We start from the raw sequence: 12,602 nt of genomic DNA on the forward strand, positions 1-12,602 counted from the left end.
CTGTTTTTGACACGGACGTTCCGGAGTGCCCCGACCGTAGTTGGTCCAAACCCGACCGGATACCCTCCACCCGTCATGCCTAATCATCTGCCCGTCGTCCTGCTCACGGGTTTTTTGGGTACGGGCAAGACAACTCTGCTCAACCACCTGCTCCGCGGCAACCGGGGAGTCCGCATCGGAGTGGTGGTCAACGACTTCGGCGCGGTCAACATCGACGCGATGACGGTGGCCGGGCAGGTCGATTCGATGGTGCGGCTGGGGAACGGCTGCCTGTGCTGCGCGGTGGACGCGGCTGGTCTGGACAAGATGCTGGAGCGGCTCGTCGAAGCCGATCTGGACCTGGTGGTGATCGAGGCGAGCGGCCTCGCCGAACCGCGTGACCTGGTGCGCCTGCTGTTGTCCACTTCGCACGAAGGGATCGAGTACGGCGGGCTGATCGAGGTGGTGGACGCCGTCGAGTTCGAGGCCACGCGCGCCCGGCACCCCGAGCTCGACCAGCACGTGGCGTTCGCGGATCTGGTGGTGCTGAACAAGGTCGACCGGCTCGCCGAGGACGAAGTGGAGCGGGTGACGAAGCTGGTCACGGAGGTGGCGGGCGGCAGGCCCGTGCTCCCGACCACACGCGGCCGTGTCGATTTGGAGATGTTGCTGGAGCCGCGCGCGGTGGCGCCCAGCCCGCAGATGTCGTTCGACGAGCTGCTGCACGACGAGCACGACCACGTGCACGCCGGCTACCAGAGCGTGGAGTTCACCGGCGGCGCGCTGAACCCGCGGAAGTTCATGCGGTTCCTCGACGAGCGCCCGGCCGGGCTGTACCGGGCGAAGGGGAATGTCTACTTCGGACTTCCCGGCTACTCCGACCGGTTCGAGCTGCACACCGTGGGCCGGTACCTGCGGTTCACCCGCTCCGAATGGGGTCCGGACGAGGGCGGGACGACGCTGGTCTTCATCGGGACGGGCCTGGATCCCGCCGAGCTGCGCGCTTTGCTGAACGCGTGCACCGAACCGGATCCGTCCGCGGTGGACGAAAACGCCATCCTGCGCGTGTTACGTCACACCGACTGAGCGCGCGCGGCGTGCACGAGGCGCGCATTGTCGTTGGGGCGGAAGCCATCCGTGCGCTGCCACAACGCTGGGTCGACGGCTTCGCGTAGGCTCAGGTCGGTTCGCGGAGTGAACCCGTGCGCGGTGAGCAGCGCTGACATCTCGGCCGGAGTGGGGCAGCTCAGCCAGGGTTCGCCGTGCTCGGCCGAAAAACGGGCGACGGCGGCCGCGTTCTCGTCCAGGCGGCTCGGGGGAACGAAGTAGTCGGCTACGAGCTGGGTGCCGGGCGCGAACCCGGCCAGCGCGGCGAGCGTGCGCCGAAGGGATTCCTCGCCGAGGTACATGGTCACGCCGAGCCAGCTCACGAACGCCGGCTCCGCGAGGTCGAAGCCCGCGGCCGCGAGCTTTTCCGCGAGCGGGTCGGCGTCGAAATCCACTGTGACGTGGCGCACCGAGTCCGGTACCGCGATCGCGGCCGCCGTCAGCCGGGCGCGTTTGGACTCGATGCTCGCGGCGTGGTCGACCTCGAACACCCGGACTCCCGCGTTGTTCCGGTAGGCGAAGGAATCCAGCCCGGCGCCGAGCAGGATGTACTGCCGCAGCCCCGATTCGGCCAGCCTCGCCTCGGCGTGCCGGGCGCGCACCACGACCTGCGCTCTGGCGCCCCGCAACACCGGATGATCGCCGTGCAACCGGTGGTAGGCAAGGAGTTCCTCCGCCTGCTCGCCCAGCAGGGCGGCGGCGAGCGGATCGGTGAAGACGTGCGGCTCCGCGTCGACGAGCGGATGGGCGGCGCGCGCGGCGGCCGCCAAGAGTGCTGTGTTGCTGGATTCCCGGACCATGCCACGAAGATATCCGGAAGAAACCCAAGTATAGCACAAAAAAGAATCTATCTAAAGACCGGAATGGTCACGATCCCATTCCGCGTGTGCCGTCCATGCCTGCAACCGCAGCGTGCTTTCGAACCGGCGCGGGCGTCCGGTGAGCGGATCGGTGAACTCCAGGGTTTTCGCCAGCAGCTGCAGGGGACGGCTGAAGTCGTGCAACGGGGTTTCCACCACCGACGGATAAAACCGGTCCCCGAGGATCGGGACGCCCAGCCCGTTCATGTGCACCCGCAGCTGGTGCGTCCGCCCGGTCGCCGGGACCAGCCGGTACCGCCCGCGGCCGTCCTCCTGCGCCAGCAGCTCCACATAGGTCTCAGCGTTGGGCTCTCCCGGAACCTCTTGCGCCGTAACGATTCCCCGCTCCTTGACGATCCGGCTGCGCACGGTCGCCGGCAGCTCCAGTACCGGGTCGTGCGGCGCGATCGCCTCGTATTCCTTGCGTACCTTGCGATCCCGGAACAACGTCTGGTACGCGCCGCGATCCTCCCTGCGCACGACGAACATCAGCAGCCCCGCGGTGACCCTGTCGAGCCGGTGCGCCGGGCTCAGCTCGGGCAGGCCGAGATCGCGGCGCAGCCGTACCAGCGCGGTCTCCAGCACGTGCCTGCCACGCGGGATCGTCGCGAGGAAATGCGGTTTGTCCACCACCACAAGGGTTTCGTCCCGGTGCACGACGCCGATCTCGAACGGCACCGGGGTTTCCTCCGGCAGATCGCGGTGGAACCAGATCACCCCGCCCGGCCGGTACGGCGTGTCGCGCGTGATCGGCCCGCCGGAGTCGAAGATCCGCTCCTCGGCGAACATCTCGTCGATCCGCTCCGCCGTCAGCCGCGTGATGCGCTCCACCAGGTGGTCCCGGATCGTCGCCCAGTGGCCGTCCGCGGGTAGCCGCATGCGCGCGGGATCGAGCCCGTTGCGGGGCGGGATCGGGGCCTGCAGCTTGCGTCGCACACCACCGACTGTAACCGGCCTCCCCCGGCAACCCCGCTGGTGAACGCCGGTTCGCGGACAGTGTCCGGCGGTGTACGGTCCGACCGTGACCACCTCAGCCGGCCGCCGCGCCTGGGGCAGCCTCGAACGCGGCCAGATCGTCGAGACCGCGATCGAGCTGGCCCGCGCCGAGGGGATCGGCGCGCTCACCATCCGCCGGCTCGCCACCGCGGTCGGCGCGTCGAGAATGGCGCTGTACCGCCATGTTCCGGACAAGGACGCGCTGCTCATGCTGGTGGCCAACGAGATCGCGGAGCGGCACGTCGTGCCCGCCGAGGCGGCCACCGGAGAGTGGCCGGAGCGCCTGCGCGCGCTCGCCTACGGGATGCGCCGCGAGCTGCGGGGGTACCCTGGGTTCGCCGAGCTCATCATGACCCGCAGCAACCACGGGCCCGGTGGGCTGCGCATCGCGGAGACGATCGCGGACATCCTGGCGGCGGCGGGGCTCGACGAGGCCGCGGCCGCCCGGTACTACCTGATCTTCATCGACGTGGTGCTCGGGCGCGCGCACCGCGAGGAGCACGGGGACCCGACCAGCCCGGAGCGCAACGCGCGGCTGTTCACGGCCGCCGAGGACACCGCCGACGCGCCCCGGCTGAAAGCGCTCGTCCCGCGGCTGCGCGGGATCGACGGGGACGCGGTTTTCGCCGCGGAACTGGACATGCTGGTCGGCGCGATCGACGCCACGGCGCGCTGACCGCCGGGGATGTCGGTGTGGTCGGATACCCTGTCCTACCGTGGGTCGCCGGTTCGGCACCACCCCAAACGCCACGACCTGGGAGAAAGACCCTGTGAGCGAGCTTGCGAGCGAGCCATTCAGCACAGCACCGTCCGGTCACGGGCGCGACGAGCGTAGCGAGGTGTACCGGTGACCGCTTCCGCTGAGCCCCTCTACGGGGCCGACGACCTCACCCACCTCGAGGGGCTGGAAGCCGTCCGCAAGCGACCCGGTATGTACATCGGGTCCACCGACAGCCGCGGGGTGAACCACCTCTTCAGCGAGATCGTCGACAACTCGACGGACGAGGGTGTCGCGGGTCACGCCGGCCGCGTGGTGGTCACGCTGCACGCCGACGGAAGCGTCCAGGTCGACGACGACGGCCGGGGCATTCCCACCGGCAAGCACGCGAAATCCGGGCTGTCCGGCGTCGAGCTGGTGCTCACGAAACTCCACGCCGGCGGGAAGTTCGGCGGTTCCGGGTACAAGACCTCGGGTGGTTTGCACGGTGTCGGCGCGTCCGCGGTGAACGCGCTGTCCCACCGGTTCGACGTGGTCGTGAAGCAGTCCGGCAAAGTGCACGAGATCTCGTTCAAGCACGGCGTGCCCGGCGTGTTCGACGGGCCGGGCCCGAAGGCGAAGTTCACCGCGCAGGCCGGGCTTCGCGTCACGGGCAAGATGAAGCGCGGCGAGCGCACCGGCACCTCGATCCGCTACTGGTACGACTCCCGCTACTTCGAGACCGGCGCGAAGCTGGACGTCGAAAACGTGCGGACCAAGCTGCGCAACACCGCTTTCCTCGTGCCGGGCGTGACGTACGTGCTGCGGGACGCCACCGAGGGCGCGATCGGCGAGGAGACCTTCCACTACCCCAACGGACTCGCCGACATGGTGGACTTCCTGGCCCCGGCGGGGGAAAAGCCGGTGTCGGGGATGCTGATGATCACCGGCGAGGGCACGTACAAGGAGAACGCGGCCGACGCGAACGGCGTGATGCAGTCCAATGTGGAGCGTCACGCCGAGGTGGAGATCGCGCTGCGCTGGGGCACCGGCTACGAGCGCACCGTGGAGTGCTTCTCCAACACCATCCGCAACGTGCACGGCGGCACACACCGCAAGGGTTTCGACCGCGGCGCGACGAAAGCCTTGCAGGAGGCCATTTCCAAGACGCGCGGGCTGCTCAAGCCGAAGGAGGACCTGCCGACCCTGGAGGACGTGCTGGAGGGGATGACGGCGGTCATCCACGTGCGCGTCCCGGAGCCGCAGTTCACCTCGCAGACCAAGGACGAGCTGTCCACCGCCGGGCTCACCAAGGTCGTGCAGGGCATCGTGGAGAAGCGCCTCAAGGCGTGGACCGAGGACCGCAAGACCAAGTCCGAAGCCAAGATCGTGCTGCAGAAGGTCGTCGACGCGGCGCGCGTCCGGCTGGTGCAGAAGCAGCAGAAGGACGCGGCCCGGCGCAAGACCGCGCTCGAGGGCGCGGCGATGCCGCCGAAGCTGGTCGACTGCCGCACCACCGGGATCTCGCGCAGCGAACTGTTCCTCGTCGAGGGTGACAGCGCGCTCGGGTCGGCGCGGATGGCGCGGGTTTCGGAGTACCAGGCGCTGCTTCCGTTGCGCGGCAAGATCCTCAACGTGCAGAAGGCCAGCCTCGGCGACACGTTGAAGAACGCCGAGATCGCGTCCATCGTGCAGGTGCTCGGCGCGGGCAGCGGCCGCACCTTCGACCTGGCCACGATGCGGTACGGCCGGGTCATCCTGATGGCGGACGCCGATGTGGACGGTTCGCACATCCGCACCCTGCTGATCACGCTGTTCGCCCGGTACATGCGCCCGGTGATCGAGGACGGCAGGCTGTACTCGGCGATGCCGCCGCTGCACAAGATCATTACCAAGGGCCGCAACGCGGAGACGATCTTCACCTTCACCCAGCGCGAGATGGAGAACAAGGTCACCGAGCTGGAAGAGGCGGGAAAGCAGATCGTCAAACCGGTGCCCCGGTTCAAGGGCCTCGGCGAGATGGACGCCGACGAGCTGTGGGAGACCACGATGAACCCGGCCACCCGCTCGGTCCGCCGGATCACGATGGACGACGCCGAGGCCGCGGAGTCCGCGCTGGAACTGCTGATGGGGGAGAAGGTCGAGCCCCGGCGCAACTGGCTCGTCGAATCCTCCGCGCGGGTGGACCGCGACGCGATCGACGTCTGAGCACGTTTTCCGAGGAGACAACAGTCATGGCACGCCGCAAGACGCCGACCACCAGGGTCGATCCGACCGCGTTCGACCAGGCGGGCGCGCAGGTCTTCGAAAACCCGGTCAAGACGGAGATCGAGGATTCGTACCTGGAGTACGCGTATTCGGTCATCCACTCCCGCGCGCTGCCCGACGCGCGTGACGGGCTGAAGCCGGTGCACCGCCGGATCCTCTTCGCGATGAACGAGGCCGGCTACCGCCCGAACCACGCGTACGTGAAGTCCTCGCGCGTGGTCGGTGACGTGATGGGCCGCTACCACCCGCACGGCGACGTGGCCATCTACGACGCGATGGTCCGCCTCGCGCAGGACTTCTCGATGAACGCGCCGCTGATCGACGGGCACGGGAACTTCGGCAGCCCGGACGACGGACCGGCCGCGAGTCGTTACACGGAAGCAAGAATGTCGCCCGAGGCGATGCTGCTCGTCGGTGAGCTGGGCGAGGAGACGGTCGATTTCCGGCCCAACTACGACGGTTCGCTGCAGGAGCCTTCGGTGTTGCCGGCGGCGTACCCGAACCTGCTCGTCAACGGCACGTCCGGGATCGCGGTCGGCATGGCCACCAACATGATCCCGCACAACATGGGCGAGGTGATCGGCGCCGCGCGGTGGCTGATCAACCACCCTGGAGCCACGCTCGACAAGCTGATGGAGTTCGTGCCCGGCCCTGATCTGCCCACCGGCGGGATGTTGCTGGGGCTGGACGAAGTGCGCAAGGCGTACGAGACCGGCCGCGGCGTCGTGCGCATGCGCGCGAAGGTGGAAACCGGTCCGCTGGAAGGAAGTCGCGGCCGCCAGGCCATCACGGTCACCGAGCTGCCCTACGGCGTCGGGCCGGAGAAGGTGATCGAGAAGATCACCGACGAGGTCAACAAGTCCAAGCGGCTGCACGGGATCGCGGACGTCAAGGACCTCACCGACCGCGAGAACGGCACCCGCCTGGTGATCGAGTGCAAGGTCGGGGTCAACCCGCAGCCGCTGCTGGCCGATCTGTACCGGCTCACCCCGCTGGAACAGTCCTTCGGTATCAACAATCTCGTCCTCGTCGACGGGCAGCCGCAGACGCTGGGGCTCAAGCAGCTGCTGGAAGTCTTCCTGCAGCACCGCTACGACGTGGTCACCCGGCGCACCCGCTACCGCCGCCGCAAGCGCGAGGAACGGCTGCATCTGGTCGAGGGTCTGCTGATCGCGCTGCTGGACATCGACAAGGTGATTCGGCTGATCCGCAACAGCGAGAACGCCGCGGAGGCCAAGGACGGCCTGATGAAGCGGTTCAAGCTCTCGGAGGTCCAGGCCGCGTACATTTTGGACACTCCGCTGCGGCGGCTGACCAAGTACGACAAGCTCGAGCTCGAGGACGAGCAGGACAGGCTGCGCGAGGAGATCGCGGAGCTGACCAAGATCCTCGACGACGATCGCGAGCTGAAGAAGGTCGTGTCGAACGAGCTGGCCAAGATCGCCAAGGACTTCAAGACCGAGCGGCGCACCTCGCTGATCGACGGTGACCTCAAGGAGGTGCTGGCCGCTTCGGTGCCGGCCGGCCCGCGCGAGGTGGCCGACGACCCGTGCCAGGTCATCCTGTCCGCCACCGGTCTGGTCGCGCGCACCGCCGCGGAGTCGGAGGAGACGCAAGAAGGCCGGCGTCGCAGCGGACGCGTGAAGCACGACGCGGTGGCGGCGGTGGTGCATTCCACCGCACGCGGCCAGGTTCTGCTGATCAGCAACCGCGGGCGGGCGTTCAAAACGGACGTACTGCCGTTGCCCGTGCTGCCCGAGCAGTCGGGCACCGTGTCGTTGCGCGGCGGAATGGCGTCGAAGGAACTGGCGCCGCTGGAGAAGGGCGAGCGGATCGTCGGCCTCGCCCCGCTCGGCGATCCCCCGGAGGACACGGATCCGCCGGGCATCGCGATCGGCACCAAGCACGGCGTGGTCAAGGTGTGCGCGCCGGAATGGCCGGTGCGGGCGGACGAGTTCGAAGTGATCTCGTTGAAGGACGGCGACGAGGTCGTCGGCGCCACCTGGCTGACCGACGGCAGGGAGACGCTGGCGTTCGTCGCGTCGGACGCTGCGCTGCTGCGCATCTCGGTTTCGCTGGTGCGGCCGCAAGGGTTGAAGAGCGCCGGCATGGCGGGCATCAAGCTCGCGCCCGGTGCTTCGGTGGTGTTCTTCGGCGCGGTCCGCACGGACGATCCGGAGCACGGTGAGCCGATGGTCGTGACGGCCACGGGGCAGTCGGTGAAGATGACGCCGTTCCGCGAGTACCCGGCGAAGGGCAGGGCGACCGGTGGCGTCCGGGCGCACCGGTTCCTCAAGGGCGAGGAAGCGTTGTCCGTGGCGTGGATCGGCCCGCGGCCGGCGGGCGCGTCCCGCACCGGTGATCCGGTCGAGCTCCCGGAGCCGACGGACCGCCGCGACGGGTCCGGCGCTTCGCATCCGGGGCCGGACGTGGTCGGGCACCTGATCGAGCGAGGCTGACTTCGCCGGGAACCCTTCGGCGGGACCGAAAGTGTGTGACCGGGCACGGTGCGTGAGCGCCTGGCGATGGTGGGCGCGCGCCGCTACCTTGGCGGGGTAAGTGTGTCCCGGCCTGGTCCCCTCGCCATCGGAAGTGTCGAAGACGCCGGGTTTCCGAACGAGCAAGGCTGGATAACCTCGGATCATGTCAATGACGGCGAGTGCTGAAGACAGGCTGCGCCGGACCGGCCTCGTCGGCGCCAGTGCACTCGCTCCGTTCGACGGTGACGACCCGCTCACCGACCTGCTCGTGCGCGTGCGCCAGAGCCTGCGCGCCGACACGGCGGTCCTGCTGCTGATCGAGCCGGGCGGCGCCGAGCTGTTCGCGGCCGCGGCCATCGGGGTGGAGAACGAGGTCTGGCAGGGCGTCCGGATCCCGGTGGGGCGCGGCTTCGCCGGGCGGATCGCGGCCGAGCGCGAGCCGGTGCTGCTGGAGCAGGTGGACGAGTCCACTGTGCTCAACCAGTTGTTGTGGGAGAAGGGGTTGCATACGCTGCTCGGCGTCCCGTTGTTGTCCGGCAACGAGGTGCTGGGGGTCTTGCACGTGGGCACCTTCGCCTCGCACGGGTTCACCGACGAAGACATCGTGACGCTGCAGCGCGCTTCGGAACGGGTCGCGCTGGCGGTGCAGTCCCAGCGTTCGCAGGCCGCGCGCACGGCGGCCGCGGAGTTGCAGCGCAGCCTGCTTCCCGCCGGGCTGCCGCGGATCCCGGCGCTGGACATGGCCGCCCGCTACGTGCCCGGCGGTCGGGCCGGCGTGGCGGGGGACTGGTACGACGTGTTCCAGCTGCCCTCGGGCTGGCTCGGCCTCGTGATCGGTGACGTCGTCGGACGCGACCTGCCCGCGGCGGTGGTGATGGGGCGGCTGCGCAGCGCGCTTCGTTCGTACGCGCTGGAAACCGTGGACCCGGCGGACGCGCTCACGAGGCTGGACCGCAAGTTGCAGCATTTCGAGCCGGGCATGATGGCCACTGTGCTTTACGCCACAGTCGAGCCGGGTTTCGAACGGGTGCACGTGTCCTCCGCCGGCCATCTGGCCCCCGTGATCGCGTTGCCCGGCGGCGAAACCGGGTTCGCCGAGCTGCCCATCGACCCGCCGATCGGAGTGGTGCGTGAGGCCAAGCGCCAGACGACGGTGCTCGATCTGCCGCCGGGCGGGCTCGCCTGCTTCTACACCGATGGTCTCGTGGAGCGGCGTTCGCAGTCTTTGGACGTGGGGCTGGACCTGCTGCGGCAGGTGGTGACAGCCGAGTCGGCCAACAACGTGTGCGCGCACGTGATGGCGAAGCTGATCGGCGACGACCCGCCGGAGGACGACGTGGCGGTGCTGGCGTTGCGCAGGCAGGATCGCGCGAACCTGGCGGCGTTGTCGATGACGTTGCCCGCGATGCCCGAGTCGTTGAAGGAGATCCGGACGGCGATGCGGCGTTGGCTGTCCGCGACGGGCGCCGACGACGAGACCTCCGGCGACCTGTTGCTGGCCGTCGGCGAGGCGTGCACCAACTCGGTCGAACACGCCTACGGCCCGGCGGGCGGCACGGTCAGCCTGCACCTGGAACTGGAAGGCAGCGACGTGGTCGCCACGGTGCGGGACAGGGGGCGCTGGCGCGCGCCCCGCGGTTCCAACCGTGGCCGCGGGATCATGTTGATGCGCAAGTGTTGTGACCACGTCGAACTCGAGCAGACGGACGAGGGCACCACGGTCACGATCCGCCGCGGGCTGGGTGAAGAACGAGAATGACCGACGCGAAGGTCGAGTCCGAGGTCGTCGGCGACCTGGTCCGGATCGGGTTGTCCGGCGAGATCGACCTGGCGAACGCCGCGACGGTGCAGAGCGAGATCAACGCCGCCGTCGGCAACGAAGCGACCGCCGTGGTGCTGGATCTGTCCGAATTGGACTATCTGGACAGCGCGGGGCTGCGGGTGTTGTTCACGCTGGCTTCCCGGCTGCGGGTACTGCAGATGACGCTGGAGCTGTACGTCCCGCCGGGCTCGCGGGTGCGGCGCGCGGTGGAGCTTTCCGGGCTGGAGCCGGTGGCGCCCCTTCGGTCCACTCTGGACTGACGTGTGTCAGTGCGAATCGCGGGGGACGGCGTGGCCGCGTGAGCCTTGGAGGAAGTCGAAGTCGGCGCCTTCGTCGGCCTGCAGCACGTGGTGCGTGTACAACCAGGTGTACCCGCTGGTGTAAGGCGACCCCGGTGGCGCCCACGCTTCGCGGCGGCGGTTCAGTTCCTCGTCGTCCACGTGCAGGGTCAGGGAACGGTTCGGCACGTCGAGGGTGATCTCGTCCCCGGTGCGCACGAAGGCGAGTGGGCCGCCGACCGCGGACTCCGGGGTGACGTGCAGAACGACTGTGCCGTAACCGGTTCCGCTCATCCGGCCGTCGCAGATGCGGACCATGTCGGTGACCCCGGCCTTGAGCATCTTCGCGGGCAGCGGCACGTTCGACACCTCGGGCATGCCGGGGTAGCCCTTCGGCCCGGCGCCGCGGATGACGAGGACGGTGCTCGCGTCCACCGGCAGCTCCGGGTCGTCGCACACCGCGTGATATTCCTCGGCGGAGTCGAAGACCAGTGCCTTTCCCTTGTGTGTCAACAGCTCCGGTGAGGCCGCCGACTGCTTGAGCACCGCGCCGCCCGGGCACAGGTTGCCCGTCAGTACCGCCGTGCCGGTGCCCGCGGGCTGGAAGGGCTCGGCGACCGGGGTGATCACTTCGGCGTTCCAGCATTCAGCGTCCGTGACGTTGTCGGCCACGCTCTTGCCCGTGACAGTGATCGGCCCGGCGTGCAGCAGGTCGGCCTCGACGAGCTGCCGCATGACCACCGGAAGCCCGCCGGCGTAACAGAAATCCTCCATCAGGAAGCGCCCGCTGGGCATGAGGTCAAGGAGCGTCGGGACGTCACGGGCGAGCGCGTCGAAGTCGTGGAGGCCCAGCTCGACGCCCACCCGCCCGGCGATCGCGAGCAGGTGGATGATCGCGTTGGTGGACCCGCCGATCGCGGCGTTGACCCGGATCGCGTTCTCGAACGCTTGGCGCGTCAGGATTTTCGACGGCCGCAGCTCCTCCTCGACCAGTGAAACCACCCGCTGCCCGGCAGCCTGCGCCGTCTCGAAGCGGCGCGCGTCCACCGCGGGCCAGGTCGCCGACCCCGGGAGCTGCATGCCCAGCGCCTCGGCCATGCACGCCATCGTGGAGGCCGTGCCCATCGTCATGCAGTGCCCGTTCGAGCGGGCCATGCACCCCTCGGCGAAGAAGCACTCCTCCTGGGTCATGCGGCCGGCCTTGAGTTCTTCCTCGAACTTCCAGACGTGCGTGCCCGAGCCGACGTCCATATCCTTGTACTTGCCGTTCAGCATCGGCCCGCCCGTGACCATCACCGCGGGCACGTCCACGCTCGCCGCGGCCATCAGCATCGCCGGGGTTGTCTTGTCGCAGCCCGAAAGCAGGACGACGCCGTCGAGCGGGTTGGCGCGGATCAGCTCCTCGACCTCCATCGCCATCAGGTTGCGGTAGAGCATCGCGGTGGGGCGCATGAGCGTCTCGCCGGTGGCCATCGTCGGGAACTCCAACGGGAACCCGCCCGCCTGCCACACTCCGCGCTTGACCGCCTCGGCCACCCGGTGCAGATGCGCGTTGCACGGCGCCAGCTCCGAGGCGCTCGTCGCGATGCCGATGACCGGCCTGCCGTCGAACACCTCCGCGCCGAAACCCTGGTTCCGCATCCACGATCGGTAGATCATCCCCGCCCGGCCGGTCGCGGAGAACCACGCGGCGCTGCGCCTCTCGCTCGTCACGCCGCTTACGTTAAATCATTGGATGAATGGAGTCCAGGAGTTGCCTGGGGGCGGGCGAGCATGGGCGGCGGGCGAGCATGGGTGCGGCCCGCGTGTTTGCCGCTCCCGCTGGCGTGTTGGCCGTTGCGGTGCGTGTGTTGGCTCCCCGCGTCGGTGTGTTGGCCCCCGCGTGAGGGGGTGGCCCGCAGGGCGACTCGGCGACCGGGGGTGGGTTGAGTGCTTGGGTTGCGTTGCGGCAGCAACGGACGCGCGTAGCCGCGCTGTGTGCGCCCCTCCGCCGCCCCGATCTGTGAGGGTTGGCGATCTTGCGGGTTCGTCAAGGCGGGAAAGCGAACCCTCACGAACCCGCAAGATCGCAACTGCGGCTGGGGATCGGGGCGATGGAGGGGTGTGGTCGTAGGG

The 12,602-nt window shown here is 69.0% G+C and carries 9 protein-coding genes; 6 read left to right on the forward strand and 3 right to left on the reverse strand.

What is annotated here, in order from left to right; all coding sequences use genetic code 11:
* Positions 1-75: 75 nt before the first annotated feature.
* Positions 76-1,065 carry a CobW family GTP-binding protein gene (locus FPZ12_RS06115; protein WP_144757936.1) on the forward strand — a complete coding sequence of 330 codons (990 nt, stop codon included), beginning with the start codon at positions 76-78 and terminating at the stop codon, positions 1,063-1,065.
* Here the strand turns inward: FPZ12_RS06115 and FPZ12_RS06120 are convergent.
* Together FPZ12_RS06120 and FPZ12_RS06125 are read right to left on the reverse strand one after the other, a co-directional pair.
* Complete coding sequence (locus tag FPZ12_RS06120; protein ID WP_144757935.1) at positions 1,053-1,886, reverse strand: class I SAM-dependent methyltransferase; 834 nt, start codon at positions 1,884-1,886, stop codon at positions 1,053-1,055. The genes FPZ12_RS06115 and FPZ12_RS06120 overlap by 13 nt on opposite strands.
* A gap of 51 nt (positions 1,887-1,937) precedes the next feature.
* Positions 1,938-2,882: an RluA family pseudouridine synthase gene (locus FPZ12_RS06125; RefSeq protein ID WP_144757934.1), complete on the reverse strand. Its 945-nt coding sequence runs from the start codon at positions 2,880-2,882 to the stop codon at positions 1,938-1,940.
* Between the two features lie 85 nt (positions 2,883-2,967).
* Here FPZ12_RS06125 and FPZ12_RS06130 point away from each other — a divergent pair, with 85 nt between their 5' ends.
* The 5 genes from FPZ12_RS06130 (at position 2,968) to FPZ12_RS06150 (ending at position 10,469) form a co-directional block, all read left to right on the forward strand.
* Positions 2,968-3,618, forward strand: coding sequence for a TetR/AcrR family transcriptional regulator (locus tag FPZ12_RS06130; protein ID WP_166462593.1), 651 nt, complete (start codon positions 2,968-2,970; stop codon positions 3,616-3,618).
* A 171-nt stretch (positions 3,619-3,789) separates the two neighbouring features.
* On the forward strand, positions 3,790-5,847 hold the full coding sequence (locus FPZ12_RS06135) for a DNA gyrase/topoisomerase IV subunit B (protein WP_144757932.1): 2,058 nt from the start codon (positions 3,790-3,792) through the stop codon (positions 5,845-5,847).
* A gap of 26 nt (positions 5,848-5,873) precedes the next feature.
* A complete protein-coding gene (locus FPZ12_RS06140; protein WP_144757931.1) occupies positions 5,874-8,366 on the forward strand; it encodes a DNA gyrase/topoisomerase IV subunit A in 2,493 nt (830 codons plus the stop codon).
* Positions 8,367-8,550: 184 nt separating this feature from the next.
* A complete protein-coding gene (locus FPZ12_RS06145) occupies positions 8,551-10,146 on the forward strand; it encodes an ATP-binding SpoIIE family protein phosphatase (RefSeq protein ID WP_144757930.1) in 1,596 nt (531 codons plus the stop codon).
* Positions 10,143-10,469 (forward strand): STAS domain-containing protein, encoded by a 327-nt coding sequence (locus FPZ12_RS06150; RefSeq protein WP_144757929.1) that lies wholly within the window; start codon positions 10,143-10,145, stop codon positions 10,467-10,469. The genes FPZ12_RS06145 and FPZ12_RS06150 overlap by 4 nt, the downstream gene beginning before the upstream one ends.
* 6 nt (positions 10,470-10,475) lie before the next feature.
* Here FPZ12_RS06150 and FPZ12_RS06155 read toward each other — a convergent pair whose 3' ends face one another.
* Positions 10,476-12,200 carry an IlvD/Edd family dehydratase gene (locus FPZ12_RS06155; protein ID WP_144757928.1) on the reverse strand — a complete coding sequence of 575 codons (1,725 nt, stop codon included), beginning with the start codon at positions 12,198-12,200 and terminating at the stop codon, positions 10,476-10,478.
* Positions 12,201-12,602 lie beyond the last annotated feature (402 nt).

Origin of the sequence: Amycolatopsis acidicola (assembly GCF_007713735.2) — a bacterium.
GTDB classification, from domain to species: Bacteria; Actinomycetota; Actinomycetes; order Mycobacteriales; family Pseudonocardiaceae; genus Amycolatopsis_E; species Amycolatopsis_E acidicola.